Source organism: Streptomyces sp. NPDC107471 (assembly GCF_055582845.1).
In genome coordinates this window covers 23264-48971 of record NZ_JBVJPC010000017.1, presented here as the reverse complement: position 1 = coordinate 48971, position 25708 = coordinate 23264, and the positions used below count along the sequence as shown (strand labels likewise).

Annotated in this window: 25 protein-coding genes and 1 riboswitch; of the genes, 11 read left to right on the top strand and 14 right to left on the bottom strand. The window is 68.7% G+C overall.

The window, feature by feature from the left end:
* The first annotated feature begins 167 nt into the window (after positions 1-167).
* From ACZ66S_RS38335 to ACZ66S_RS38325, 3 genes are all read left to right on the top strand, one after another.
* Positions 168-491: a hypothetical protein gene (locus ACZ66S_RS38335; protein WP_469906205.1), complete on the top strand. Its 324-nt coding sequence runs from the start codon at positions 168-170 to the stop codon at positions 489-491.
* Positions 492-1277: 786 nt separating this feature from the next.
* Entirely contained in the window at positions 1278-1814 is a 537-nt protein-coding gene (locus ACZ66S_RS38330) for a cysteine hydrolase family protein (protein WP_469906204.1), read from the top strand.
* 436 nt (positions 1815-2250) lie between these two features.
* A complete protein-coding gene (locus ACZ66S_RS38325) occupies positions 2251-3189 on the top strand; it encodes a L,D-transpeptidase (RefSeq protein WP_469906238.1) in 939 nt (312 codons plus the stop codon).
* 130 nt (positions 3190-3319) lie between these two features.
* Here ACZ66S_RS38325 and ACZ66S_RS38320 read toward each other — a convergent pair whose 3' ends face one another.
* The 5 genes from ACZ66S_RS38320 to ACZ66S_RS38300 all read right to left on the bottom strand — a co-directional run bounded on the left by ACZ66S_RS38320 (position 3320) and on the right by ACZ66S_RS38300 (position 7675).
* Positions 3320-3811 (bottom strand): GNAT family N-acetyltransferase, encoded by a 492-nt coding sequence (locus ACZ66S_RS38320; RefSeq protein WP_469906203.1) that lies wholly within the window; start codon positions 3809-3811, stop codon positions 3320-3322.
* Between the two features lie 217 nt (positions 3812-4028).
* Positions 4029-4748, bottom strand: a complete 720-nt coding sequence (locus tag ACZ66S_RS38315) for a LamG domain-containing protein (protein WP_469906202.1) — start codon at positions 4746-4748, stop codon at positions 4029-4031.
* A 599-nt stretch (positions 4749-5347) separates the two neighbouring features.
* On the bottom strand, positions 5348-5884 hold the full coding sequence (locus ACZ66S_RS38310; RefSeq protein ID WP_469906201.1) for a DinB family protein: 537 nt from the start codon (positions 5882-5884) through the stop codon (positions 5348-5350).
* 433 nt (positions 5885-6317) lie between these two features.
* Complete coding sequence (locus tag ACZ66S_RS38305; RefSeq protein ID WP_469906200.1) at positions 6318-6779, bottom strand: hypothetical protein; 462 nt, start codon at positions 6777-6779, stop codon at positions 6318-6320.
* Between the two features lie 161 nt (positions 6780-6940).
* Entirely contained in the window at positions 6941-7675 is a 735-nt protein-coding gene (locus ACZ66S_RS38300) for a hypothetical protein (RefSeq protein WP_469906199.1), read from the bottom strand.
* A gap of 387 nt (positions 7676-8062) precedes the next feature.
* Positions 8063-8238: riboswitch (cobalamin riboswitch) on the top strand.
* Between the two features lie 54 nt (positions 8239-8292).
* On the opposite strand from ACZ66S_RS38300, the gene ACZ66S_RS38295 reads away from it, so the two are divergent.
* Genes ACZ66S_RS38295 through ACZ66S_RS38285 form a run of 3 tightly spaced genes read left to right on the top strand, consistent with a single transcriptional unit; the run spans position 8293 to position 11173 of the window.
* Positions 8293-9345 carry an ABC transporter substrate-binding protein gene (locus ACZ66S_RS38295; protein WP_469906198.1) on the top strand — a complete coding sequence of 351 codons (1053 nt, stop codon included), beginning with the start codon at positions 8293-8295 and terminating at the stop codon, positions 9343-9345.
* An 11-nt stretch (positions 9346-9356) separates the two neighbouring features.
* Positions 9357-10355, top strand: a complete 999-nt coding sequence (locus ACZ66S_RS38290) for a FecCD family ABC transporter permease (RefSeq protein WP_469906197.1) — start codon at positions 9357-9359, stop codon at positions 10353-10355.
* Positions 10352-11173, top strand: coding sequence for an ABC transporter ATP-binding protein (locus ACZ66S_RS38285; RefSeq protein WP_469906196.1), 822 nt, complete (start codon positions 10352-10354; stop codon positions 11171-11173). Before ACZ66S_RS38290 ends, ACZ66S_RS38285 begins: the two co-directional genes overlap by 4 nt.
* Before the next feature lie 339 nt (positions 11174-11512).
* Here ACZ66S_RS38285 and ACZ66S_RS38280 read toward each other — a convergent pair whose 3' ends face one another.
* Complete coding sequence (locus ACZ66S_RS38280) at positions 11513-12241, bottom strand: type 1 glutamine amidotransferase domain-containing protein (protein ID WP_469906195.1); 729 nt, start codon at positions 12239-12241, stop codon at positions 11513-11515.
* 218 nt (positions 12242-12459) lie between these two features.
* Here ACZ66S_RS38280 and ACZ66S_RS38275 point away from each other — a divergent pair, with 218 nt between their 5' ends.
* On the top strand, positions 12460-13035 hold the full coding sequence (locus tag ACZ66S_RS38275; protein WP_469906194.1) for a CGNR zinc finger domain-containing protein: 576 nt from the start codon (positions 12460-12462) through the stop codon (positions 13033-13035).
* A gap of 75 nt (positions 13036-13110) precedes the next feature.
* Here ACZ66S_RS38275 and ACZ66S_RS38270 read toward each other — a convergent pair whose 3' ends face one another.
* From ACZ66S_RS38270 to ACZ66S_RS38260, 3 genes are all read right to left on the bottom strand, one after another.
* Positions 13111-14415 carry a DUF4241 domain-containing protein gene (locus ACZ66S_RS38270; protein WP_469906193.1) on the bottom strand — a complete coding sequence of 435 codons (1305 nt, stop codon included), beginning with the start codon at positions 14413-14415 and terminating at the stop codon, positions 13111-13113.
* Between the two features lie 146 nt (positions 14416-14561).
* A complete protein-coding gene (locus ACZ66S_RS38265; RefSeq protein WP_469906192.1) occupies positions 14562-14948 on the bottom strand; it encodes a DUF4259 domain-containing protein in 387 nt (128 codons plus the stop codon).
* 356 nt (positions 14949-15304) lie between these two features.
* A complete protein-coding gene (locus ACZ66S_RS38260; RefSeq protein WP_469906191.1) occupies positions 15305-15700 on the bottom strand; it encodes a nuclear transport factor 2 family protein in 396 nt (131 codons plus the stop codon).
* Positions 15701-16116: 416 nt separating this feature from the next.
* Here ACZ66S_RS38260 and ACZ66S_RS38255 point away from each other — a divergent pair, with 416 nt between their 5' ends.
* Entirely contained in the window at positions 16117-16755 is a 639-nt protein-coding gene (locus ACZ66S_RS38255) for an SMI1/KNR4 family protein (RefSeq protein ID WP_469906190.1), read from the top strand.
* A 208-nt stretch (positions 16756-16963) separates the two neighbouring features.
* Positions 16964-18487: an FUSC family protein gene (locus ACZ66S_RS38250; RefSeq protein WP_469906189.1), complete on the top strand. Its 1524-nt coding sequence runs from the start codon at positions 16964-16966 to the stop codon at positions 18485-18487.
* A gap of 303 nt (positions 18488-18790) precedes the next feature.
* On the opposite strand, the gene ACZ66S_RS38245 is transcribed toward ACZ66S_RS38250, so the two are convergent.
* The 3 genes from ACZ66S_RS38245 to ACZ66S_RS38235 form a co-directional block, all read right to left on the bottom strand.
* Entirely contained in the window at positions 18791-19024 is a 234-nt protein-coding gene (locus tag ACZ66S_RS38245; protein WP_469906188.1) for a helix-turn-helix domain-containing protein, read from the bottom strand.
* Entirely contained in the window at positions 19024-19524 is a 501-nt protein-coding gene (locus tag ACZ66S_RS38240) for a DUF2975 domain-containing protein (RefSeq protein WP_469906187.1), read from the bottom strand. Before ACZ66S_RS38240 ends, ACZ66S_RS38245 begins: the two co-directional genes overlap by 1 nt.
* A 100-nt stretch (positions 19525-19624) precedes the next feature.
* A complete protein-coding gene (locus ACZ66S_RS38235; protein WP_469906186.1) occupies positions 19625-20890 on the bottom strand; it encodes an FAD-dependent monooxygenase in 1266 nt (421 codons plus the stop codon).
* A gap of 316 nt (positions 20891-21206) precedes the next feature.
* On the opposite strand from ACZ66S_RS38235, the gene ACZ66S_RS38230 reads away from it, so the two are divergent.
* Positions 21207-21428, top strand: a complete 222-nt coding sequence (locus ACZ66S_RS38230; RefSeq protein WP_469906185.1) for a hypothetical protein — start codon at positions 21207-21209, stop codon at positions 21426-21428.
* Between the two features lie 656 nt (positions 21429-22084).
* Here the strand turns inward: ACZ66S_RS38230 and ACZ66S_RS38225 are convergent.
* Positions 22085-22417: a MerR family transcriptional regulator gene (locus tag ACZ66S_RS38225; protein ID WP_469906184.1), complete on the bottom strand. Its 333-nt coding sequence runs from the start codon at positions 22415-22417 to the stop codon at positions 22085-22087.
* A 1558-nt stretch (positions 22418-23975) separates the two neighbouring features.
* Between ACZ66S_RS38225 and ACZ66S_RS38220 the strand changes: the two genes are divergently transcribed.
* Positions 23976-24146: a hydrophobic protein gene (locus ACZ66S_RS38220; protein ID WP_469905099.1), complete on the top strand. Its 171-nt coding sequence runs from the start codon at positions 23976-23978 to the stop codon at positions 24144-24146.
* Between the two features lie 516 nt (positions 24147-24662).
* Here the strand turns inward: ACZ66S_RS38220 and ppk2 are convergent.
* Entirely contained in the window at positions 24663-25652 is a 990-nt protein-coding gene (ppk2, locus tag ACZ66S_RS38215; protein ID WP_469906183.1) for a polyphosphate kinase 2, read from the bottom strand.
* Positions 25653-25708: the final 56 nt, after the last annotated feature.

Below are 25708 nucleotides of genomic sequence, written 5' to 3'. Positions count from 1 at the left end.
CTTCACGACCCACTCCCCTGCCCCGATAGGGGCTGCTTCAGTGGGAATATCCCTAAAAGGATGCACTTCGGCCATGTCGGTGGCCCTGGAGGCGCAGAGATCGGCAGAGTCTGTGGAGCAACCACACCCGTCCCACTGCCTCCTGACCCAGTGAAGGAAAACCGGACATGAAGTACCGCAAGCGTCTCGCCGTCAGTCTCATCGCGGCATCGGCTGTTTTCGGCGCCGGCCTCGTGACAGCTTCCCCGGCATCGGCAGCAGCCGCCCCGGCAGCTACGGTTTCCGCGCGGGGCACGGCCCCAGCCTGCGTCACGCGGGACGTCATCAAGCACCGAAAGTACGTAAAGGTCACCAACACCTGCAACGTGGCCATGCACTTGAAGGTCGTCATCGACTGGGGCAACGACTCGCCATGCCTCACCTACCAGCCCGGTGAGCAGTGGGAGTGGAACTGGGGCCGCGGCTCCTACGGCAAGGTCGTCACCTGCTGAACCGATCAGCGCCCCGTGACCAGTCCTCGGTGATTGCGCGCCGGGCCGCAAGCACTCTCCGGACCGCCCAGTCCTTCCGTAGGACCTGCCGACCCGACCGACAGGTCCTACGGAGGGACGGTGGATGACCTCTTACAACCCGCAACTCACGAACTCGGATGGTGTCGACGGCACGATCAACTGGGCGAGTACGTCGATGCGAACGGCGTGGTCGTGGCCGCTTTCACCGCTCACATCAACGCGAAGAAGGAGGCCGACACAGCGTCCAGCGCCGGCTTCGACTTGAGTCTCCCGGTACTGGCAGAGACCGGGCAGCGAGTCACTCGCGTTCATCGACGGACTCTGCGGCGAGGTCGCTGCCGTTCGGGCTGGTCCCCCACGTTCCCATGCATGGCTTCTGACACGGCTGTCCTGAAAACGAAGGCAGGGTTCCAGGAGCCACTGACATCGGTCACGGGGCGAGGAGAACCCGCTTGCGGAGCAGTGTGAAGCCGGCGCGTCCGAACATCCGGTGCTTGAGCATCTTGATCCTGTTGCCGTGTCCTTCGACGACGCCGGAGCTCCAGGGCAGCGTCAGGCCGGCGACGACCGCGTCGCGGTCTCGGTCGATGCCGGTGGCGAGCGCTGGAATCGATCATGCCCGTCGGGCATATCAATGCGGCGCCGCTTTCGGCCGTCGAGTGTGAGTAGCCGTCCCCCGCGTCCCAGCCCGGGCTCCGGTGACGCCGCCCCAACATCAGTGCCGCAGTCTCTGTTGACAATGTTTTCCTTGGGAACCCGGGGGCCATGAGCAAGACCGCACTGATCGTCATCGACATGATCAACACGTACGACCACCAGGACGCGGACCAGCTTCTTTCCTCAGCCCGGAAGGTCGTTCCGGTCCTCTCCGGCCTGCTGGAGACGGCACGGTCGAGGGACGTGACGGTGATCTACGTCAACGACAACTTCGGCGAGTGGCGCTCTCATCACGGTGAGCTGCTCGAGCAGGCACTCGCGGGACCGCACGCCGATCTGGTGGAACCGGTGAAACCGGATCGCTCCTCACTCTTCGTGCTCAAGGCACGCCACTCGGTGTTCTTCGAGACCCCGCTGTCCTACTTGCTGGGCCAGCAGGGCATCGAGCGGTTGGTGCTGTGCGGCCAGGTGACGGAGCAGTGTGTGCTCTACTCCGCCCTCGATGCCCACATCCGCCATTTCGAGGTCATCGTCCCGCGCGACGCGGTTGCCCACATCCACTCCGATCTCGCGGATGCCGCACTGCGCATGATGGAGCGCAACATGGGGGCGCGGGTGTGTGACAGCAGTGAGCTGTGGGACTGAGCAGCGTACCGACGGCTGCCGGCGGACCGTCCGGCCTACCGTGAGCTGCGTCCGCGTTCACCTGCCTGAACGGCAGGTCCTCGGGGGCCAGGCCGCCCGTACTGTTTCGGACCTCGCCCCGGTCCGTCAGTTCTGCAGGGGCAGTGCTGGTTAGCACCGCCCGAGCAACTCCACAACTGCACTTTTCGTCCCGTTGGCGGTTCCCTGGCCGCTGGCCAGGCGCGGCACGGAGGTCGCGCCACCGTCCACCACCTGCTCCTACAGTGCCACGGTGCCGGGGAGTCTTGGGACACGTTTTACGCGATCAACGCAACTGCAACCCGCGCCGTCCTTGTCTGACAGGAAGACGGGCCCGTCAGGGCCGAAGATCGAGAAGACGGGGCAGTTCGTGGGACGGCGCAAGGGCAGCATATGGGTCGCATTCGTCACGGGTGTGATGCTGGTGGGCGCGAGCGCCTGCGGTGGGGGCGGCAGTGACAAGGCGAGCGGCGACGACGCGCAGGCATCGGAAAAGCCGAGTGCGAGCGCCTCTCCGTCGCCCACGAAGCCGGCGGGCCCGCCGATGCTGCTGGAGACCATCACCCCACAGACGGGAACCACGGTCGGCGTGGCCATGCCGATCTCGGTGATCTTCACGAACCCTGTCGCGGCCAAGGCGCGGGCCACCGTGGAAAAGCACATGAAGGTGAGCGCGTCACAGCCGGTGGCCGGCGCCTGGCACTGGATGGGCGACAAGCGCGCCGACTGGCGCCCGAAGACGTACTGGCCCTCCGGGACGACGGTGAAGATCGACGCCGACATGACGGGCGTCAGCAACGGCAACGGACGCTACGGCGTACACGGCTACACGCACACCTTCAAGATCGGTGACGACGTGCGCGCCGACGTCTCGGTGACCGGCCACACCATGAAGGTCACCCGCAACGGCGCTCCGGTACGCACCCTGTCCATCAACGCGGGCAGCGCCGAGTACCCGACATGGGACGGCACAATGGCCGTCATCGACAAGCAGGAGAAGGTCCACATGACCTCCTGCAGCGTCGGCATTAGCTGTGACAAGGGCAGCCCCAACTACTACGACCTGACACTGCCCTGGGACATCCACCTCACCCAGTCCGGCACCTACGTCCACTACTCCACCGGCGACCCCAACCCGGGCAGCGGCAGCGCCCGCGGCTCACACGGCTGCGTCCACCTGTCCCTGTCGGACGCCAAATGGTTCTACGGCCAGGTCAAGCAGGGCGACCCCATCACCATCACCGGCTCGCCCCGCGGCAAGGCCCCGGCCGACAACGGCTACGCCGACTTCAATCTGGGATGGGACCAGTGGCTCGCAGGCAGCGCCTCCGGCGAGCAGACGACGACCAGTCTTTAACGCGGTCGGTGGTCCTGGCCGGGGTGAGAGCCGGGGCATGTCACCGGCTGGGCCTGAAGGTGGACCGTGGGCGGCCGCAGCCCCAAGAGATGACGGCCCAGCCGGGCACAGGCGGATACGCTCGGTGACATTACGTCACCGAGGGGATCCGGAACTCGAATGTCGGACGGTCCCACGGCACGGCGGGCGGGTTCGCGGGCTCGGTCCCGGTCCGCACCGCACCCACTCGGTGGTAGAAGTCCTCGGCGGGAAGGTGCGAGATGACCTTGACACGGTCGAGACCCACGGCTTCGGCCTCGGCCCGCATGTGCGCGACGAGCAACCGTCCGATCCCACGTCCTTGTGCCTCGTCGGCGACGAACAACAGGTCAAGCTCCGGTGGAGCGAGGACGAGCGCGTAGAACCCCAGGACCCGACCGCCGTCTTCGTCGCCGCCCACGGCTACGAAGGTGTGGTGGGCCTCGATGTAATCGGGACCGACCCGGTAGCCCGCGACGGCGGCCGCGTACTTGCCCGCGTAGGCCCCTGAGCCACGCACGAGCCGCGTGAGCCGTTTGGCGTCCTGCGCGACCGCCCGCCGTATCGTGACCGGGGGGCTGCTCGGAAAAGTACGTGAACCCATCGGGAGAGTAAATCGCACCGAGGGATGCCTTGCCGCGGCGGGGCGTCTGTCCCCCGGCCCCGGAGCCGCTCGAAGACCGCGGTCGTGGTCACCGGTCTCGGGGAAAAGGACGTCCGCATCCGGAACGTGGCGACGGGTGCACTGACGGCACCGTCGCTGACGGGCGACACGAGCGAGGTACGTGCGGAGGGCGGCCTGCACGCCGGACTCACCCGGGTCAGGCGCCTTCCGCAGGGCGGTCTCCGGACCGGTCTCTCCCGGACAGGTCGTCCGCCGGAAGGCCTTCGGTCGTCCGGGTGACCACGAGACTGCGCACCTCGTACGACATCTCGGCGGTCTCGGGTTCGGGGGCGGGATGGTAGAGGCCCGCGCACACCGACAGGTTGACGATGAGGTAGGCACTCCAGCCGGAGCCCACGCCCCGTCTGTCGGCGAAGATCCGCTCGCCGCCGAGCGTCCACACCACACTGCGCCGGCCGAAGGTCACGCCCAGATCGAGGACGGCCCCTGGACGCACCGCGTCGTGACGGACGTAACTCTGTCCCTGCCGGACATGGTTGGTGAGCTCCAGAAGGTCGGGGTTGTCGGGGTGGTACTCGAAGACGTCGACTTCATTGCCACCGTCCCGCCAGGTCCAGACAGCGGGCCAGGCACCGAGTCCGGTGGGCAGGCGCACCGTGACCTCCAGGTGGTCCCCGGTGCGCACCATGAACCCTTCGGAGCTCCCCTCAGTGGTCAGCAGCCCGGTGTCCCACAAGCCGTCCGCCCTGCGCCGGGCCTTGAACGTCCCCCGTCGGGAGTAATCAGGGTCCGCGGTGAGGTGATCGAGTTTGTTGTCGCCCGGATTGGTCGGCCCTCCGTCCGGATAGGCCCAGGACCGGCCCGCCACCCACTGGCGTTCCGAGGAGAAATCGGCGCTGAACACGACGGCTCTCACCTGCGCCCTCCTTACTATGAGCAACCACTCCGCCCCCGTTGCTTCTCCCGACCGGACCGCCCTTATGCGCCATCCGCCGCACCCGACACGCAATTCAGCCTCCCGGGTGACGAGCCACAGGAGTTGCGACCGGTGAGGGCCGGTGTGTGCGCGTACGTGGCGGTGGAACCGCGTCCACCCCTGGTTCCGCCGGCCGACAGCGACAGCCAGTCACCCCTGAAGCCATCCGCGCCGCCGGAATCGGTCGCACCGGACGAATCCGGTGCCGGAATCAGTGCACGGCGACGCGGGGAGGCCAGGCTCAGCGCGTGTCGTGGCGCACAGCAGCGCTTTCGCCATGGAGAACAAGTCCTGGTCGGGGTGGGTGGGGGGGGAAATGCCCTGCGCTTCTCGGCTGCCTGCCACCGCGAGGTCCTGGCCGCCGAACGCGATCATCGGTACGCCATGGGCGCCGATGGCGGTCTGTGGCCAGGACCGGCCCGCAATCCCCCGGACGGAGCGACCTGTACTCACGGATGCCCGCCTGCCGACCAGGACGGCGCCGATGCGCCACAGGTGGGATGAGGCCTCCATCGAGGGGACGAGGGCGTGGCGGCAGGCTACTCGCCAGTGACGCCGTCGATGGCCTCCCGAAGGAGATCCGCATGGCCGACGTGGCGGGCGTACTCCTCGATCACGTGCTCAAGGACGAACCGCACATCGGTGTCTCCGAACTCCGGGTTCGGCGCGATCCGTGCGACATCGACGGTCACCTTCGAAAATGCCTGCCGCGACTCCTCGCACGCCTTGAGGTAGTCCTCGTAGACATTGCTGGCCGGCGTGGTGTCCAACTCGTCGTACCATTCACCGCCATCAGCGGTGGCGTAGGTCCGATAGGGGAAGAAGCGAGGCATCGTGCCGGCCAAGGTCCGCTGGAACCAGGCACGTTCAACCCCTTGCAGATGCCGCATGAGCCCCAGCAGGGTCAACGCCGACGACTGAACGGGACGTAGCCGCAGTTCTGCCTCCGAGAGCCCCTCGCACTTCCACAGGAAGGTCGCTCGGTGGTAGTCGAGATTCGAGGCGATCACCTCCAGCCAAGGTCCCGAAAGCGCGCGCTCAGGTCGGATGACTTTCTGGACCACGATGTCACTCACGCTGGAATCTCCTCAACGGTCTTCAAGCTTGGTCGCGTACGCACGGGCCCGCGATCCAAGGACCGACCAGCGCCTCCATCGGCCTCTCATGAGCACGTACGCCCAGGAAGACCTCTCTGCGTAGCGGAACTCATCGCTGGATCCCGGTCATGCGCTCCGCAGGACCGCCCGGAGAGGGTCCGAACAGCGGGCCGTGGACTGTACAGCCTCGGCACCCTGCTCATCCCTCGGCCAGGGGCAAGCAGCTCTTCCTCGGCAGTTCCGACGGCAGCCCGGCGACCAACCGCCGTATCCGGCGACTGGGTTCAGCTCGGGAGAGCCGGCCGGCGATCCGGCTCATCAGTCCTTCGAATGCCTCTTGCCAGTGGGCAGGCACCACGCCGGCGCCCGAGGCCGCCGCGTGATCATTGGCTGTCCACACAACACCCCGTGGTCACGGCGGCGTCGGACGCCATCGAAGCCAGTAGTCGGGCCCCTCGACTCGGTAGCGAACGTCGACACCGGCAACGAACCGCAGCTCGCACACGAGCCGACGGGCGCCGGCCGGCGCCAAGCGGTGCGGCGCCAACTGCAGCTCCAGCTCGTCATAGCGGGCATCGACCCCACCGTGGCCCGGATGGCTCTCCTGTCCGACCTCGCCCGCCTCACGGCGCTCATACCACCTGGCGTAGATCGCCCACTGCTGGCGCTCCAGCTCCGCCACCGCCTCGCTTGCGGGCCAGACCTGGTACTCGTGGACATCATGGCTGTGGTCGTAGACGTCCATTTCGAAGTGGTGAGGCTTCCCGTCGATGTCAGCAAGGCCGGCCAACGGTGCGCCGTACCAGTCCGACTCGGTGTACACACGCTCGAAGCCGTCAGCGATCAACTGCTCCTCGCTCCAGATCTCAGCCACGCAGGCAGGCTACCGGCGAGCAGCCTCAACGTTCATGGAGTTGCCCATCGGCCACCGAGTCGAGGGGTCCCCGTCGACGAAACGATCAAGAGGGCTGTATACGGCCGAGCCGGTTTCCGTCTACTGCGACCTGGAACCTCGCTGCCGCTTAGCTGAGTCGGTCACGGAGTCCAACCGGCAACCACCCGCTCCGCCACCGAGAAGTCCGTCCTGTAGTCCGGGCAGACGGCTCGTCCGAACAGATACGCAATGGCGTGAGCCACGCCCGCCTGCCCGTCCGCCATCGCTCGCGTGAACAATCTCCGCGGCAGCCCGTCCAAATCCTGGGTTGGCGTGGGCCGGAGGGGCAGCTTCTCCACCTCTCCCGAGTCGTAGTCGTCGGTACAGCAGAACGACTCGTCCTGTCCGATCACGATGAACATGTTGACGCCGCAGTACGGGCATTCGACCTCGTACTCCCCACTCTGCAGGCCATCCAGGCAGCGATCCCAGATCTCGACGCCCTCGAAGGAGAGCAGAGCCTGCAACAGGTTCACGTACTCCTCAGCCTCGACCGCGCGGCTCAGACGGCGATCGGTGAGACGGTGCAGAACTTCGATCGGGGCCGAGTAGACCGTCAGAGGGCTGTCGGTCTCCGAGAGCCCAGGCGAACAGGACGCTATCGCTCCGGCTGCCAGCAGCACCCAGGCGAGATCTTCGGGGCTGCAGGCGACCGCGATCTCGGCCAGCCGTTGAAGAGCTGCGTAGCTGGCGGGGAAGGCTGTGTCCAACTGCGGACACAGATGGTCCATCACCTCGGACCACACACCACTCGGATCGGCCGCGAAGCGGTCCAGGAGACCACGCACGTGCTCGGCGGAACCACACGCGTCGGTGAGCGTCGACCAATCCGTCATGCGTTCATCCAACCAGGCGGCTCAGGACGGACCGCACCGGGTGAGAACGACTCCGAGACCCTTCACCGAACTGCGGTCAGAGCTGACGCAAGACAGCCAAGAACGGCCGTCCCCGCAGGTACTGAGACATGATCGTCTTCCTGCAGCGAAGGCCGGCCTGACGGAGGGTCTCTCCGACGAAGACGAGATCGCAAACTCCCTACGCCGCCGGCCCAGACCTCACCAGCGATCCGTCGCCCCCATCGGCAGGGGCTGCCCGCAGCAACTGGCCCAGCGGCGACGCGCCTCGCTGGGGGCAGTTGAGGTGTTCGCAGCCGTGGATCGGCCAGAACTCCAGCACCTTTGCTCGCTACTCCGTGGCCGCGCGGTCCGACCGTACGACCGGCTTGATAGCCTCGGCGGGCCAGTCGAGCCACACCCGAGGCCAGGGAATCCGGTGCGAATCCGGAACTGACGCGCAGCGGTGAGGGGGACGGGCGGGGCACGACGCCACTGGGAGACCGGGAAGGCGCCCCGGCCGGACGAACCCGAGTCCGAAGACCTGCTGGCACCTCCGCGCCCCGGCGCGGGGGAAACCCGTAGGCCAGGCTCCGCGAACGAGCCCCGACCCCCGAGGCATGCCCGTGCTCCGCATACCCGCCCACCTCCGTACTCCGGCCCTGCTGCTCACCTCCGCCCTGCTGCTCTCCGCCTGCGGCTCCGCCGACGGCGACGACGCGAAGACCGAGAAGGCCACGGCCGCCGGCTACCCCGTCACCATCGACAACTGCGGTCACAAGACCACCCTGAAGTCGGCCCCGCATCGGGCTGTCTCCCTCAACCAGGGCACCACCGAGATCCTGCTCTCCCTCGGCCTCGCCGACCGCCTGGCCGGTACGGCGACCTGGACCGACCCGGTGATGAAGGGCTTGGAGAAGGCCAACGCCACCGTCCCGCGCCTGGCGGCCAACGCGCCCTCCTTCGAGAAGGTCCTGAACGCCGAACCCGACTTCGTCACCGCCTCGTTCGTCTCCACTCTCGGCGAGGGCGGCGTCGCCACCCGCCGGCAGTTCGAGAAGCTGGGCGTGCCGACCTACGTCTCTCCGTCTGACTGCTCGGCAGGCAAGGACAACGACAGCGGCGGCGACGGCTCGCGCAGCAAGCCGCTCACGCTCGAAGCCGTGTACGGCGAAATACGCGACCTGGCACGGGCGTTCGGTGTCGAGGGGCGTGGCGAGAGGCTCATTGCGGAACTGAAGGGGCGGGTGCGCACGGCCACCGCCGAACTGCACGCCTCCGACGTCTCCCTCATGTACTGGTTCGCCAACTCCCAGTCGCCCTACCTCGCCGGCTGCTGCGGCGCCCCTGGCGCCATCACCCGGGCGGTCGGCGCGAAGAACGCGTTCGCCGACACCCATGACGAGTGGCCGCAGATCGGCTGGGAGACCGTCGCCGACCGTGACCCCGACGTCATCGTCATCGGCGACCTGACCCGCAGGCAGCAGACCGCGGAGACCGCGAAGGCGAAGATGCGGTTCCTGGAGACGAACCCCGCCACCCGCAACCTGAGCGCCGTGAGGAAGAAGCGATACGTCCTGCTGAGCGGGCAGGCGATGAACCCGTCCATCCGCACGGTCGAGGGGATCGAGAAGGTCGCGGCCGGTCTGCGTGACTTCGGGCTCGCCAAGTGAACGTCCGCGCAATGGTGTTGACGGGCGGCGGACTGGTCGCGCTGCTCGCCTCGATCGCCGTCGCCGTGACCATCGGCCCCGCCGACATCTCCACCGGCGATGTGTGGGCGTCCGTGGCGGCCCATCTCGGCTTCGGTGAGCGCTCGTTGGCTCCGCTGCGGGACGGCATCGTGTGGAACCTACGCATGCCGCGGACCCTGCTCGCCGCGGTGTGCGGGGCCGGACTCGCCGTGTGCGGCGCGGTCATGCAGTCCCTGCTGCGCAACCCCCTCGCCGACCCCTTCGTGCTCGGGGTCTCCTCCGGAGCGTCCACGGGAGCGGTCGCCGTGGTGGTCCTGGGTGTGGGCGGGGGCGCGGTGTCCCTGTCGGCAGGTGCCTTCTTCGGTGCGCTGCTCTCGTTCGCCCTGGTGCTGCTGCTCAGCCACACCCTCGGCGGCAGCACCGACCGGGTCGTCCTGTCCGGGGTCGCGGCGATGCAGATGTTCTCCGCGCTGACCTCCTTCATCGTGCTGACCTCGGCGGACGCGGAGACCACCCGGGGTGTGCTGTTCTGGCTGCTGGGCTCGCTCACCGGCGCCGACTGGGGGCGGGTACTCCTCTGCGCCGTCGTCCTCGCGGTGACCCTCGTCCTGTGCCTCGGGTACGCCCGTACGCTCGACGCCTTCGCCTTCGGCGACGAGGCCGCCGCGGGCCTCGGGGTCCGTGTCGCCCGTACCCGCCTGGTCCTGCTCTGCGCGACCGCGCTGCTGACCGCCGCCCTGGTCAGCAGCGCCGGTGCGATCGGCTTCGTCGGCCTGGTCCTGCCGCACGCCACCCGCGCCCTCACCGGCTCCGGGCACGCCCGCCTGCTGCCGGTCACCGCGCTGACCGGCGCTGTTTTCCTGGTGTGGGTCGACACCGTCGCGCGTACCGTTCTGGACCCGCTGGAGGTCCCGGTGGGCGTGATGACATCCCTCATCGGCGTGCCGGCGTTCGTGGCCGTGCTGCACCGAGGACGGAGAAGGACATGACCAGCCTGCACGCGGACCGCGTCGTACGGCGCCTGGGCGACAAGGTCGTCGTCGACGGCGTCACGCTCACCCTGCGCGCCGGCGAGACCGTCGGCCTCCTCGGCCCCAACGGCTCGGGAAAATCCACGTTGTTGCGGTTGCTGGCCGGGGTTCTCGCTCCCACTTCCGGAGTCGTGAACCTGGACGGGCGCCCGCTCGCCAAGGCCGGCCGCCGTGCCACCGCCCGCCGGATCGCCACCGTCGAACAGCACGCCGACACCCAGACCGAGCTGACCGTTCGGGACGTCGTCGCCCTCGGCCGCATCCCGTACCGCCGCCCCTGGACGCCCGCAACGACGGTCGATGCGGCAGCCGTCACCGAGGCACTCGCGCGCACCGCACTGACCGATCGTGCCGGCCAGTCCTGGCACACCCTCTCCGGCGGCGAACGCCAGCGCGCCCAGATCGCACGCGCCCTTGCCCAGCAGCCCCGCGAACTCCTCCTCGACGAACCCACCAACCATCTCGACATCCAGCACCAGCTCGACCTCCTGGAGCTGATCGCCGGCTTGCCGGTGACCACGGTGATCGCCCTGCACGACCTCAACCTCGCCGCGATGTACTGCGACCGTCTGCTCGTCCTGCGCGACGGCCGCGCGGTCACGCAGGGCACTCCGGCCGAGGTTCTCACCCCTGGCCTGATCGAGCAGGTCTACGGTGTCCGCGCCGAGGTGTCCCACGAACCCGGCCACCCTGTCATCCGCTTCCTGCGCCCGGCCGCCCGAGACGGATTCCCCCTGGGGAGGACTGCGACGAGCGACCCCTCGACAACGCCCTGAAACGTCCGGCCCGGAGCGCATCTCCGCGGAACCGGCACGCGCTGGATGTCAGGCGTGTTCGGGCCGTCCGGCCCGCAATCGGGCACAGCGCGCGAATATGGGCGTCACCGGCGTGGACTTCGCCGCTGATTACGTCGCTGTCGCACGCCTGTCGGTGAGAAGCCTTCGAGGTGCGGCCTGGGAGTAGCCGCTGCCGTTGTAGCAGCGGCTACTCAGGTTCAGGTCTGCGGTCGGTGCCCGCCGTTGACCACCGCGTTTGCGGCCGTGGGTGGTCGATGACCGTGAGGTGTCTCGGGCGCGGACGGCGACGCACCTTGTCCTGTGGTGCGTCGCGTTGTGTCACGCGGCCGCGGCACCGGCCCGGACAGCGAGTTCCTTCAGGACGGCGCTGGCCGCTTCGGCGGCCGAGGCGGGGTTCTGTCCGGTCACGAGGTTGCCGTCGACGATGACGTGCGGGGCCCAGGCGGGGCCCGGCACGAAGTCGGCGCCGGCTGCCTTCAGGCGGGAGCCGATGAGCCAGGGGGCGTTGGCGGCCAGGCCTGTCTGCGTCTCTTCCTCGTCAGTGAAGGAGGTCAGCCGGCGGCCCTTGAACAGCCACTGTCCGTCGACATCCCCCGCAGGCAGCAGGGCCGCCTGTCCGTGGCACAGCGCCGCAACGACCTTGGAGGAATCAGGGAGCAGAGTCTCCAGGACCCGTGCGATGTCCTCATTGACGGCCAGGTCCTGCATCGGGCCGTGGCCTCCGGGAATGAACACGCCATCGTAGTCGGCGGGGTCTACGTCCTCGAGACGCTGCGGGGCGGCGAGCAGGTCCTTGACCCCGTCCAGGTAGGCGCGCAGCTCCGCGACCTTTGCTTCGTCCCCGTTGTTGGCCTGCGCCGTCAGGCTGAGCTCGTCCACCACCGCCGGGCGGCCGCCGGGTGTGGCCACGGTGAGCTGCACCCCTGCGGCGGTGAACGCCTTGTGGGGCTCCACGAACTCCTCGCTCCAGAAGCCGGTGGGCCGCTGGGAGCCGTCCTGCTGGGTCCACCTCGTCGCTCCGGAAAGGACCATGAGCAGTTTGGGCATGACTACCTCCAGATGATTACGAGTGCTGTAGGCCGACCCACGAGCAGTTCTCGGGGTCCAGGCACCCAGCGCAATTACCGTAACACGTTAGAACATGACGTCACCGATACACATAGCCCTCCGCGACGCCATTCGTCATTGGCTAGTCGACTTAGAAAGTGATTGAGCCTCGCGGGTGCTGTAGGCTGTGGCTTCGACGAGGGGAGAAGGGTGTGACCATGCAACAGCCCGTGGCGGACCAGTGCCCGGGTTCCGTGTGCGAGAGTTCTGATCTGCTTCTCGGGTTCGTCAACACCGGTCCCTGGGGCGGTGACCCGGAAGGCCTGGCAGACGCCAAGGACCTGTCCGCGTGGCTGGCCCGTATGGGTCTGCCCGCCGGAGACGACGTGACCGGCGCGGACGCGGCCGCGGCCCGCGAACTCCGCGACGCACTCGCGATGATCTTCCGCGCCCACTCGGGTTGCGCCGACGGACAGGAGGCGCTGCCCGCCGCCGAGCGCTACATCCAGCGCATCGCCCAGCGCTACCCCCTCGTCACGCACCTCACCGCAGAAGGCTCTCGCCTGGTACCCGCCCAGGACGGTGTCCTCGGCAGCTTCGGAGCACTCTTCGCCGCCGCGGCCGACCTGGCCGGACGAGGAGGCTGGGCCCGGCTGAAAATGTGCAAGGACCCCTCGTGCTACCGGGGTTTCTTCGACAAAACCCGTAATTCGTCCGGCCTGTACTGCAGCACCGCGTGCAGCACCCGGATGGCGGCCCGGGCCTACCGCAGCCGCTCCAAAAAGCCAGCCTGAGCAGCCGCATGGGCCGAGTCGCCGACGCGGCCATGCGGCCGACGGCACCGTCCGAGCTGCCGGTGCGAGGCCTGCCTATGCAGCCGCGTCGGTGGGGGTTCCGTCCCGCTCCGGGAGCAGCTCGGGCATCCCCTCCACGAGCACCACGACGCCGACAACCTCACCGGCCTCGGAAAGACCGACCCACACCGGGTAGGTACCGTCCCCGGCCGTCGCGAAGGACATGAGCTCGCCGCCGGAAGCCTCGTCCCGGGTGCGCTGCATGAACATGGAACCGTCGTCGATGTCCTCGTACCCGTTCAGGTCCGGCTCTCCCCGGATCAGTCCCCGCTCGAAGAGCGCGAGGAGCGGCTCCCAGGCCCCGGCGTCGGCGAAGCAGCCGGTGGCGCCGTCAGTGTCGAAGCCGACTATCTGCTGCTCGATGAACAGCCGGGGATCGTCATCCGGACCGAGGGCCATCTTCCAGGTCGCTGCGGGGGTCTCGCTGACGAGCAGGCGGACGGCCGTGGGTTGCGTGGTCGCGACCTCGGCGTCCCGCCACTCGCAGTGGTAGCTGAAGCGGACCCGCGCCTCGTCGAGTACGTACTCCCCCGGCCGGACGGGGACGGTGATGCACGGCCCGTCCCCGTGGTCGAGGTCCGGGCCGGAGACGGCCAGCAGCCCGCTGGGTATGCGCAGGGTGCCGATGCGGACCGGCTCCACGACGGTCATCTCGGGGTGGTAACCGTCGGTCACGCGCAGCCCGGGCCGGAACAACTCGTTGATCGGCCCGGGCTGAGCGGGGCGCGGCGCACGCCAGCAGGTAGCGGGCGCATCCCCGTCACCTGGCTCGACAGCCGCGACCACCTCAGCCGCCTCGAACGCCGGCGGCTCAACGAGTCCGTGCACCTGAGCCGAGAGCAGCGGCCACTCCCCGAAGGAGGGGCGGTCCATCCAGCGCTCGTCGTCCCGAAGTCCGGGCGAGGTGACGTAGGAGCCTCCACCCTGCCCCCGCCGCTCCTCCGTCCGTTGCCCCCTCCCGTCCGGGAGGAGCTCCACGGTGATGCGCGGGCACGCCTTGTCGAACTCCGCCATCTCTGGACCTGTGTAGTACCAGCCGACCGAGTACCGGCGCAGCAGCCGCGACGGGTCGTCCAGCAGCCGCATGTCCACGTCGCAGATGCGGCGGCCGTGGACGTCGTAGACCCACAGCCCCACATAGTGGTCCCGCCAGGAGACGAGCCGGACTTCCAACGGAGCCTCCCGACCCGACTCCCGGTACACCACCACATACGGAAGCCCGGCGGCATCCCGCTCCCGGGCCTTCTCAGCGGATATCGGCCGCCAGGCCGCACACGCCTCCAAGTCCCACGCCTGCGCATACCCCACCTCGACGACCATTGCCGCTCCTCTTCCTGCAACCTGCCTCGGTTCTGTGCTGAGCTGCAAGGTAGCCGCTGCCTGTGACAACGGCCCTGCTGGACGGGCGGCTGGCCAGCGCCCGGTGCCCAGACGGTCGTGCCGGTGCTCCGATCCCATCGACCCGCTCAACGAGTCACCTGCCAGTGGGTGATCGCTTGCATGTCGAAGAGGGCCTCCTCTTGTGGAGGGACCGGAGGGTCGAGGACGTCACGAATGCGGGTGATGTCGTGGCGCCACTTCGAGCCGTTCGCAGCGTCGTCCCAAAGTTCGGCAAGTTCAGACCGCTCGGAGGTCACTTGGTCCAGAGCGTCGACGGCGAACGCACGAAGGTCGGTGGGCAGGTTCGGCAGCGGCTCCGACGGACCGTAGGTCGCACAGGTCGGTTCGCCATCAGGGCACTGAGCGGCAACCAGTGCGGCTGCGGCCACTGCTCGCTCACCGTCGGAGGTGTCCAAGAAGTCCCCAGGGTCCGCGGCACGTCTGGGCGCGGCGCGGATCAGCGCTTCGGCCACCGACAGAGAGGTCAGGGTGCAAGCAGTACCCGACTGCGTAGGAACTTGAAGCGCGCGCGACTGTAGATCTGCCGCTTGAGCATCTTGATCCTGTTGACGGGTCCTTCGACGGCGCCTGAGCTGCATGGCAGGGTCAGGCCGGCCATGGCTGCGTTGCGGTCTCGGTCGATGGCCGCCCCGAGTTCAGGGCAGTTGGCCAGAATGACCTTGAGCCGGAGCTGTTCGATCTCGGTCAGCCTCTACGGTCGGCTGAGGATCCACTTCGTCACCACGCGGCGTGCCGGCGGCTGCGCGGTGACCGGCCGCGGCAAGGTGCGCTCTCTCGCGCACGGAGCGGCGAGAGACTGGAAGTGCCATCACTGCCCTTCGTCCCCATGACGATGGGCGACCCGCCACCACCCGCCCTCGCGACGGTAGACCTGCGTCACCCGCAGCGTGTAGCTCGTGGGCTTGCCGTGGACGGACACGGACGTGCGCTCGAAGCCGGCCGTCCAGGCCAGGTCGCCCATCACATCGCACGCCCGCAGATCGAACGCGTACGACGTGCAGTCCGAGAAGCTCTCCGCGAGGTGGGTGAAGAGCTCATCGACCTCGCGCAGCCCGAAGGCGTTGCGCCAGGCGCCGAGCACGCTCACCGGCTCCTTGTGGGACCACAGCGCCTTGCGCGGGTCCGCGTCGCCGTTGTGCAGGGCCAGCTCCGCCGCGTACAGGTCGGATCCGACCCAGGCCAGGAAGTCGTCGCGCTCGCTCATAGCAGCCATCGAAGCGCCGCTCCGGCCTGACCGCCTCTCAGCTCGGCAGGTGGGTGAGCTGCGATCGGATCGTCTGACGGGGTCGACGGTGGCTCAGCCGAGGGGACCGGCATGCCCGGCCATCGAGGGCTGAGCCCTTCCTGCCACGCCCCACGCCCCGACAGCAGCCGGACCGGCGGAGTGGCGGCGCGTGGCCGCGCTGATGGAGCAGGTGGGTCGGCCGGTCTACGCCCCGGAGGGTGACGTGCTGGGCGGCCGGTGGGAGCGGGAGCGGGACATCGTGCGCGACGGATCGGGCTCGCTCGTCAGGCCGCGTGGCAGAAGGAACGCCAGGACGCTCGTGACGACTGCTGTCGGTCAGGCCGGGCGATCTGGCCGGGAAGTGAACTGTCAGTACCGCCGTCTATGTTCAGCGGATGACACAGATAGGCAGTCCGGCGTTCGAGCGTGCGTGGAGTCGCTTTGCGTCATGGCTGAAGGCGAACTCGCCTGCTGATCACGCCATGCTGCGGGGGCCGGCGGACCCCGAGCGGCTCATCGAATTGGAGTCGCGGCTCGGCTTCGAGCTGCATCCGGAGCTCAGGACGCTGCTGCAGCAGCACGATGGGGCCGCTGAGCCTGGTGCCGTTCCCGGCTCCCGCACACATCTTCCTGCCGGTGCATTTCTTCCGTCGGGGCACCGACTCAGCGGTGTGGACGACATCGCGTCGATGTACGACGTGATCGTGGACGTCGGCAAAGACAACATCGATGCTGACCTGTGGGAGGACGATGCGCTGGCCGTAAATCTGCATCGCTGCGTGCCGTTCGCGCTTCCCAACGACGGCGGGGTTGCCTTTGTCGATCACCGGCCCGGCCCCTCATACGGCCACGTGTATGAGATGGGCATCGGGTCCGGCGACCTGGACGGGACCCTATGGGCAACCAGTCTCACGCAGCTCTTTGACACCTTGACCGACGCGTTGGAAACGGACGGTCCGTTCCTCTACTACTGGCCCACACCTTTCGAAGTCGCATCAGGTCATCGATGCTTGGAGTGGCAGATCCGAACCTGACTCGGTCGGCTACGACTTCCTCTCCCGTCTGTCCAGGCGGCGGGTCATCACATGGCCCGGTCCGGGACGTGCTGCTGGGGCACGGCCGAGTCATCTGCCTGGCGTGTGTCGGCCGATCTAGCATGGCTGCCGTACAGCCATTCCCGGCGCCGGGGGTGCCCTACCGCGTCACGGCACCGCCGGGGGACGCGAAAAGGGGACGTATTCCTTGCCCAGCCGCCCGCTTGTGCGCCTTCGGGACGCGTTCACCTGGGGTAAGGGCTCGCCCGTCCGTTACAGGTTCGCCTACTCCGTGGTGGTGTCGGCGGGCGTGCCGCTCTACACGCTCGCCGCCGTGGGACGGCTGGACCTTGCGCTGTACACGACTGCCGGTTCGATGCAGGCCCTGTTCGGCCACAGCCGCCCCTACGCAGCGCGGGCACGGATGCTCGCGGGGCTGACGGCGGGGCAGTGCGTGGCCGTGACCGTCGCGCTCGTGCTCGCCGCCTGGTCTCCCCCGGTGCCCGTCCTCATCGTCGCCGGTGCCGTTGTCGTGACGACTCAGAAGCTGCTGTGCGACGCCGCACGGACGGGGCCGCCCGCCCAGGCCGTGCTGTCATTCATCACCTTGGGCATTGCGTTCGGGCCCGCGACGCCGTTCGCCGACCTGCCCCGCGACGTGGGGCTCTACCTCGGCGGTGCCGCGTTCGCCTGGCTGGTGTGCATGGCGCCCGCGCTGACCGACCGGCATGGCCCGGAGGAGGCGGCGGTCGCCGTCGCGGAGCGTCTGACCGCGGCGCACGATCCGCACCGCACGGTACCCGCGTTCAACACCGCCTGGGACGCCCTGGTCGCGGCGGGCCCCGTCACCCCGCGCCTGCTCGCCCTGACCGGGCGTCTGCTGGCCGCCGAGGACACCTTCTGCGGACGGACCGCGCCGCGCCCTGCCTCACCGGCGGACCTGCGCCGCGAGCTGCTCGTGCGGCGCGCGCACCGCCCCCACCACCCCGTGCTGCACGCACTGCGCCGCTCCTCGCCACTGTGGCCCTCGGCCCTGCTGTGCCTGACCGGCACGCTCATCGCCGGCCTGATCGCCCACGGCATCGGCATCAGCCGCCCCTACTGGGCGATCGTGACCGCCTGCGCCCTCTACCGCGGCAACACCACCGTCGTCTGGCAGCGCGCGCTGCTGCGCACCGTGGGCACCTGCGGCGGGGTCCTGCTGTACGCACTGATCGCGCCTGTGGCCCGCCTCGGCCCCTTCTGGCTGGTGACCCTCACCCTGCTGGCGGCGTTCGGGATCGAGTCCTTCGTCAGCCGCAACTACGCCGTCGGCAACCTCTTCGTCGCTCCGATGGCTCTGCTCATGACCGACTTCCCCGGCAGCCAGGACACCGCGGCGCTGGTGGGCTCACGCGCGGCCGACACCGTGATCGGAGGCGTCATCGGGGTGCTCGCCGCCTTCGTCTTCACCAACCGTAGGACGATGCGGCACGTGGCAGAAACACTCGGCACCGTCCGAAGCACCTGCGCCGAGGTCCGCGAGGCCCTGGACCGCGCACCCGGCCCCGACGTGCTGATCGCCGCCCGTGACCGGCTCGGCGGCGCCTTGGCGGAACTGCGCACCGCGGCGGACGACGCCGCCGGCGAATGGCGTACACGGCGGGTGGCGCCGGAATCGATCATCGCTGCCGAACGCGAAGGCCAAGAACTCCTCGCCCGCACGGTGACCGCCCAGCTCCCTGAGGCTTAGCGGCCTGGCGGGACTCGACGAACACCAGATCCTCCGCTGATGGTTGAGCCCGGTGCCGACGCCCAGGACGCAACCGTGCAGTACGTCGTCGAAGGCGCGGGCAGGCGAGATCTGGCGACGGTCATCAGGACGCCGACGGCGCGGTTAGTGTCGGCACGCGGCCGACCGCCCCTTTGAGTCGGGCGATCTCTGCCTGCAGGCCGTCCCCGGCGCCGCGTCCCGCAACTCCCCCGCGCCGGTCGGCACCAGCCCTGGGGTTGACGCGGTGACCGGGCACGCCGGGGCCTGTACGTCGGTTGCCCGTCACGGAGCGGGGACAGGGTCGAGGTGGTCCGCGGCTTCGAAGCGCAGCAGGTCACCGGGCTGGCACTCCAGCACCTCGCACAGAGCGGCCAGGGTGGCGAAGCGGACGGCCTTGGCCCGCCCGTTCTTCAGTACCGCCAGGTTGGCCGGGGTGATCCCGATCCGTTCGGCCAGTTGTCCGACCGACATCTTGCGCCGGGCCAGCATTACATCGATGTCGACGACGATCGGCATCAGATCACCCCCGCCAGCTCTGCCTGCATCCGGCATGCCTCGGCATCCCGCGCGACCGCCTGCGCCAGCACGATGCGCAAGATAAACACCACCAGAGCGACACCGGCAACGCCCAGGCCCACCGCACCGATCAGCAGCACGACGCCCGGAGCGACAGCCTCACCCGGCGCCAGCACCACCCCCAGCGCCCACAACAACAGCGCAGCCACGCCGAACGCACCCGCCACCACATCGACGTACCGGAAGGCGGACTGGGTGAAGACCGTGCCGCGCCGCACCAGCGTGGACAACCGCCACACACACCACAGAACCGTCTGGGCACACCCGATCCCCAGCACCACCATCAGCATCACCGCTGCCGCCCGGGGCACAACCCCGCCGTCACCGGCACCGGACAGGTCACGGACCACGAGCGTCACCAGCACCCCCTGCACGACGACGCAGCCGCCGAACAGCGCCACGATCACCGCGCGCAACGCGAGAACAGCCTGCTTTCCCAACACCACTCCTCCCATCGAGATACGACACTAATCTATCGTTTCTCGATAAGCCGCGCCAGGGTCGGAACCTGTGACCCCTACGGCTTGGCTGACATGGTGTTCAGCGATCCGCTCGGGCAGCGGAGTCCGGCACCCCCGCGTAATCGGGCAACTCGACCCCGTTGATCGCGCGTCCCACCAACTCGGTGAACCATTCGCCGGCGAAATCAGGGAGCGGCTCGGCGTCCCGCCCGGGGACCTCGCGGCTGCGGGCGTTCAGTCGGCCGATCTCCTGGTTGGCCTCGACGAACGAGCGCATGCGCGCCTCATAGCGGGTGAACCCGGTGTCGGGGTCCCACCCGGCAGCGGCCAGCTCCCCGGCCAGCAGGTAGGCGCCGACCAGTGCCAGCCCGGTGCCCTGCCCGGACATCGGCGACGAGCTGAACGCCGCGTCCCCGAGCAGGCCCACCCGTCCGTTCGACCAGCGGTCCATCACCACCTGGGCCACCTGGTCGAGGTAGAAGTCCGGAGTGTCGTCCAGGTGCGCGAGGATGTCCGGGGCCAGCCAGCCCAGGCTCGCCATCCGCTCACGCAGCAGGCACTTCTGGGCCGGGACGTCACGGTAGTCGACGTCGAAGTCCGCCGAAGCGAGGTAGAACATGGCCATCGCCCGCTTGGCGTCCTGGATGGGACGCAGGAGGACCGAGCGCCCGGACTCGTTGTCCTGGTACTCGAGCAGCCAGCGGTCCAGCCCGAACTCGTTGGGCACACTGAAGAAGGCCAGCACGTGTCCGAGGTGGCGCAGGAACCGCTCATGCGGCCCGAAGACCATCGCCCGCAGCTCCGAGTGCAGTCCGTCGGCCCCAACCACCAGGTCGAAGCGCCGCCGGTCGCCGCTCGCGAAGACCACGTCGACCCCGTCAGCGTCCTGCGCAAGCTCGGCGATCCGGTCGCCGAAGAGGTACTTGACACCGTCACGGGTGTCGTCGTAGAGCACCTGGGACAGGTCCCCGCGCAGGATCTCGATGTCCGCGATGAACCCGTCGCCACCGTCGTCGTCCGCGCGGAAGGTCTCCAGTACCTGCCCGTCCGCGTCCACCGTGTGCGCGCCTGCGGTGTCGGTGCACGCCGCGCGGACCGCCGCGTCCAGCCCCATGCGCCCAATGACCTCCTTGGCGACCCCGCGTGCGTCCACCGCCTGCCCGCCGGGACGCAAGCCCGGAGCCCGCTCCACCACGGTGACCTCGGCCCCCCGCCGACGCAGCCAGTGGGCCAGCGCGGGTCCCGCGATGCTCGCCCCCGCCACCAACACCCTGGGACCACTCACGCGGGTCCCCTGCTCGCCGGTCCCGATGGTGTGCTCCTGCTCGGAGTCATCAACGCTCATCACCGTCTCCATGTGCTTGCTCCTGCACTGGAACGCTTCCAGCACAGGACCACCGCTGTCGGTGGATCCGGAGGTATCGACTGCCGATCGCCATCAAACTCATCGCTATAGCCGACATAGCGTCCTCACTCCCGGAACCCCTTGAACAGCGGTGCCGGTGCGGCCTGTGCGGGCAACGGAATGGCGGCGTGTGGCCGCGCTGATGGAGCAGGCGGGCTGACCGGTCTACACGGTTGCGGTCCCGCCATCCCCAGCGGCCATATCTGGCACGGAGGGTCGCAGGATGTGGCGCGGGCTCGGTCCGCCGTCAGGTCGCTTGCTGGATCGGGAGCACGTCGCGGAAGCGGCGCGGCGGAAGCGGATCGGGGCGATGGCGGATCGGGTCGATGGCGGTCTCTGCGGCGAGGCGGTTTTCGCGGGCGTCATCGAGGGAGAGCTGCCAGGCGACCTGGTCGACGTCGATGAGGTCCTCGCCCTTGAAGACCAGGGTGGTCAGGCGGCGCCGCGCTACAGGCCTGCGGCGTCCATCGACTGGTAGGCGAGCTGGCGTAGAACGTCCGCGTACGCGGAAAGGGCCGTCATGCGGCGGGTCTTGTCCCCGTCCGGCCGCCTGCGAACTGCAGGGTCAGGGCGCGGGCCGCTTGGTCGCGGCCCCGCAGCCGGGTCCCGAGCCGGACCACCAGCTCAAGCAGGGCAGCGCGGACGACGGCGCCGTCCAGGGCGTGCTCATCGAAGCGGTAGCGCACGCTCGCCGTGGCCGGCAGGGCTCGGGGGACGACCGGGCGGGGTCGATGCCGCGGGCCCGGGCGGCACCAGGTGGCCGACCCTTCCGCCCAGCAGGCGCCGCACCGTGGCGGCCGGCACGGCGGCCGGCAGGCCGACACAGTGCACACCGTAGGCCCGCAGTGCGGCCGCCTGACGGCGGCCGATGCCGTGCAGGGCCTCGACCAACAACGGACTCCAGCGGCACGAACGCCTGCATCTCCATCGCCTTCGCCGTGGGCAGCGGCAGATCCCCCAGTTCCGCATCCGAGATGGCGGCGGTCATACTGACTGGCGACGCGATCGGGGACATGGCCGGCTGTTCGGTGTGACCAGGCGGGTTCGACGCGGCCCCATTGGCACCTGGGGGACCATCCGGCTCGGTTCAGCGTCGGCCGCGGCATTGCCAACTGGACCGATCGAGAAGGTCGTTCAGGCGGTAGCCCGGTCACGGAGCCGGGAATCGCGCAGCGTTTCGTTCAGGCGCCGGGCTTCTTCGAGCTGGTCTTCGAGGATGACGATGCGGCAGGCAGCCTCGATGGGAGTTCCCTGGTCGACCAGTTCTCGGGCGCGGGCGGCGATGCGCAGTTGGTAACGGGAGTAGCGGCGGTGTCCGCCTGCGGAGCGCAGCGGGGTGATGAGGCCGGCTTCGCCGACGGCACGCAGGAAGCTCTGGGTGGTGCCGAGCAGATCGGCGGCCCGGCCCATGGTGTAGGCGGGGTAGTCATCGTCGTCGAGACGGCCGTAGGGATCGTCTGCTGCCATCGCACCTCTCTGCGCATCACGCTGGAGGGGCCCTGGTGCCATCTCGCACCAGGGCCCCGAAGGAACTGCTACACCATCTGCCGGCCCCAGTAATGCGCCGGCCTTCTGTTTCCGCATGCCCGGCCTGAACGCTTCCGGGGGTGCGGGGATCGCGGATGCGTGACCGGAGACCACCTCACTATCGATGTCCTGCGGTACCCGGACCCACTGCTCGTCCGGGCGATCCTGATGGCGCGGGCTCCTCCGTTCTTCCCTCTGATCTGTCACTTGCCAAACCGGTACTGCTCGTGGCCTGGAACAGCGCCACTTCGATGGCGGCCCCTGATCACTGCGGGCCACCCGGTCCGGCCGTCAGTCCCGTCGCCGTCCTGCAACAGCTCTGGCTTCGGAACTCCACCGCCGCACCGTCCTGCACACTGCAACTGCGTACTACTGCCCGGCAGTTCATGTCTGCCGGGCCCTTCTTGATCTCGGCTACAAAGAAACCATAACCGACCCACAACCCAATGTCTACTTTAGCCAGCACAGATTTTCATTGATCAGGCGTGAAGGTAGTCGCACACGAAGGAGGCAACGGAACACGCAGGTCAGCCTTGGACCACGCACACCGCACAGGGAACCTCAGGGCCCGGTTCACTCAGCGCGGACGCGCTCGCGCTCGGGCGGGCGGGCCCACCGAGGCGGCCGCGCCGCCAACCACCACCTGACGGCGGCGAGGGCCAGCTCAGCGCGCCCATGGCTTGGTAGACGAGCACCGCTTCGGCATTCACCTTCGCCTCATGGGCCCGCAGAGATACACACCATCTGCGGCACGCTGCTCGACGACGCCCGGAGCAGACCGTCCTGGCGCCACGCTCCGAAAAGCGACGACTGGACAGCGCCCCAGACCGGGGTGGACTGAGACGCAGCGGCACTGCTCCAGCTCCCGCACGGTCGGCCGCAGCGGCTCCGCCGGCCGCCGGGCGCGAGGCCGCCGCGGGCCGTGCTCGTTTCATGCGATGCGTTCGACGACTTCCCGCCGGGGCTGACCGGCAAGGCACTCGCGCTCGCCGGCAAGCTCCCGCCCGCCGCTGGAGCGGCCGCAGCCTGCTCTGCTGCATGAACGGTCCGAACACACGCTCGGGCTGGTTCATGACCGGCTTCGTCCACCGATCCGCGTCCAGAACCGCAGCCGGGCCGCTGGCCTCGGTGGCAATGCGGAGTCCACTACCAAGCCGGAGCCGGCCGCGCGCATAGTCACCCGATTCCTCGACACCGGCCATCGGGCCACCGGGGCGGTATGAAGTACCGCATTGTTTCGGCCAGTCGGGTCGCGACCGCCTTCCGCCGTTTCACGGAGTGACGCCACCCGAGGATGACAACCAGAGCTCCTGTCTGCCGACCGAGGACGCTGGGCGGCCACTCCCCTGGTGCGCCCGCCAGCCGCCGCCGATCCACAGCGCGAGGACCGCCTTGGAGAAACTGAGCCCAGTGCCCGCAGGAGCAGTGAAGAAACCAGGGAAATCGACTGTGTGTTCCTGCAATTGCCGGGCACGAGGAGCGGCGGAGGTTGATAACTATGGTTCCCCTGCTCATCGTTCTTCTGCTGGCCCTGATCCTCTTCGGCGCCGGTTTCGCGCTGAAGGCACTGTGGTGGCTCGCCGTCATCGTGCTGGTCGTCTGGCTGCTGGGCTTCGTCATGCGCTCCGCCGACTCAGGCGGTCGCAAGGGCCGTTGGTATCGCTGGTAACCAGCCGAGCAGCAACATGCCTGTGGCTCCGGACATGTCCGGAGCCACAGGCATGTCCGTATCGGACATCTCCGTCGCAAAACGGTGTAACCATCACCTTCCCGGGAACCGGGCCTAGTAGCTGGGGCCCGGTGAGCAGTGGAACCTGCGCCTCCAAACCACCGGGCCCCAGCCACCCCGATGGTGGCGGTGTCCGCCTGTCGGTGCCGGGGCCCTCGTCGGTGTGGATACGGACCGTGGATCGGCGCGTCCTGACCCGGCAGGGTCTGACCACAGCGAGTGCGGCCTCGAACTTCTCCGCGCAGCCGGCGTTCGACGGCGACCTCCCGATGGAGTCCAGGATCACCCCCCTGAACCGCTGGAACGCGGCGGCAATGGTCACCCGCGGCTCCCGCCTCCGATCGTGCTGTCCCGCCGTACACAAAGTCCTTGCGGGTGGCGTAGCGGGGACCTACGGGGGTGGGGTGGATACCGCACGCGAAGCCCGACGCCGGCTCAGCACTGCTCGTCGTCCGCTTACGCCGGGTGGTTGCCCGGACCGCGGCCGTACCCGGTCAGAGGGGTCGGGGAAAGGTCGGTGGGTTCCTCTCCGGCCTCCAGCAGGGTGTCCGCGGCGCCCACGATCAGCGGGTCGGGCTTGCCCACGGCCGCGTGGTCCTTGGTGGGATAGTCGCAGCGGTCCAGGAGGCTGCGCATCGCTTCCAGTCGGCCGCGGCGTTTGTCGTTGTTCTTCACCACGGTCCACGGGGCGTGTGGAGTGTCCGTCGCCCGGAACATGTCGACCTTGGCCGCGGTGTACTCGTCCCACAGCTCGAGCGAGGCAAGGTCCGTCGGGGAGAGCTTCCAACGGCGTACGGGGTCGACCGTGCGGATCGCGAAACGGGTCCGCTGCTCGGCCTGGGACACCGAGAACCAGAACTTCACCAGCAGGATGCCGTCCCGGGTCAGCATCTCCTCGAACAGCGGGGCCTGCTCCAGGAAGGTGCGGTACTCCGCCTCGGTGCAAAAGCCCATCACCCGCTCGACGCCGGCCCGGTTGTACCAGGACCGGTCGAAGAAGACGATCTCGCCGCGGGACGGCAGATGCGCCACATAGCGCTGGAAGTACCACTGGCCCGCTTCCCTCTCGGTCGGCTTCTCCAGCGCCACGACGCGGGCGCCTCGCGGGTTGAGCCGCTCGGTGAACCGCTTGATCGTGCCACCTTTGCCGGCCGCGTCACGGCCCTCGCAGAGCACTACCACCCGCTGGCCGGTCTCCTTCACCCAGCGCTGCATCTTCAGCAGCTCGACCTGGAGAACGCGCTTGGTCCTCTCGTACTCGGACCTCTTCACCTTCCGGTCGTACGGGTAGTTCTCCAGCCACGTGTCCACCGGACTTCCGTCGGCGTCCAGGAGGATCGGTTTCTCCGGCCGCCGTTCGTCCACACGCAGGCCGTCGAGCAGGTCCGCCTCGACCTGGCCCCCCTCGTCCTCGTCCGGCCGGGTCTTGTCGTCGTGCTCCGACATCACCAATCTCCTGATCATCCTCATGTGCCACGGCCGGTGACCGTTACGACGGCCGG

Coding starts and splice junctions, on each gene's coding strand:
- ACZ66S_RS38220 (WP_469905099.1), top strand. CDS start 23,976: ATGGTTCCCCTGCTCATCGTTCTTCTGCTGGCCCTGATCCTCTTCGGC.
- ACZ66S_RS38260 (WP_469906191.1), bottom strand. CDS start 15,700: ATGAGCGAGCGCGACGACTTCCTGGCCTGGGTCGGATCCGACCTGTAC.
- ACZ66S_RS38300 (WP_469906199.1), bottom strand. CDS start 7,675: ATGACGGATTGGTCGACGCTCACCGACGCGTGTGGTTCCGCCGAGCAC.
- ACZ66S_RS38235 (WP_469906186.1), bottom strand. CDS start 20,890: ATGAGCGTTGATGACTCCGAGCAGGAGCACACCATCGGGACCGGCGAG.
- ACZ66S_RS38290 (WP_469906197.1), top strand. CDS start 9,357: ATGGTGTTGACGGGCGGCGGACTGGTCGCGCTGCTCGCCTCGATCGCC.
- ACZ66S_RS38295 (WP_469906198.1), top strand. CDS start 8,293: ATGCCCGTGCTCCGCATACCCGCCCACCTCCGTACTCCGGCCCTGCTG.
- ACZ66S_RS38255 (WP_469906190.1), top strand. CDS start 16,117: ATGACACAGATAGGCAGTCCGGCGTTCGAGCGTGCGTGGAGTCGCTTT.
- ACZ66S_RS38330 (WP_469906204.1), top strand. CDS start 1,278: ATGAGCAAGACCGCACTGATCGTCATCGACATGATCAACACGTACGAC.
- ACZ66S_RS38285 (WP_469906196.1), top strand. CDS start 10,352: ATGACCAGCCTGCACGCGGACCGCGTCGTACGGCGCCTGGGCGACAAG.
- ACZ66S_RS38225 (WP_469906184.1), bottom strand. CDS start 22,417: ATGGCAGCAGACGATCCCTACGGCCGTCTCGACGACGATGACTACCCC.
- ACZ66S_RS38335 (WP_469906205.1), top strand. CDS start 168: ATGAAGTACCGCAAGCGTCTCGCCGTCAGTCTCATCGCGGCATCGGCT.
- ACZ66S_RS38320 (WP_469906203.1), bottom strand. CDS start 3,811: ATGGGTTCACGTACTTTTCCGAGCAGCCCCCCGGTCACGATACGGCGG.
- ACZ66S_RS38325 (WP_469906238.1), top strand. CDS start 2,251: ATGCTGGTGGGCGCGAGCGCCTGCGGTGGGGGCGGCAGTGACAAGGCG.
- ppk2 (WP_469906183.1), bottom strand. CDS start 25,652: ATGTCGGAGCACGACGACAAGACCCGGCCGGACGAGGACGAGGGGGGC.
- ACZ66S_RS38275 (WP_469906194.1), top strand. CDS start 12,460: ATGCAACAGCCCGTGGCGGACCAGTGCCCGGGTTCCGTGTGCGAGAGT.
- ACZ66S_RS38280 (WP_469906195.1), bottom strand. CDS start 12,241: ATGCCCAAACTGCTCATGGTCCTTTCCGGAGCGACGAGGTGGACCCAG.
- ACZ66S_RS38270 (WP_469906193.1), bottom strand. CDS start 14,415: ATGGTCGTCGAGGTGGGGTATGCGCAGGCGTGGGACTTGGAGGCGTGT.
- ACZ66S_RS38245 (WP_469906188.1), bottom strand. CDS start 19,024: ATGCCGATCGTCGTCGACATCGATGTAATGCTGGCCCGGCGCAAGATG.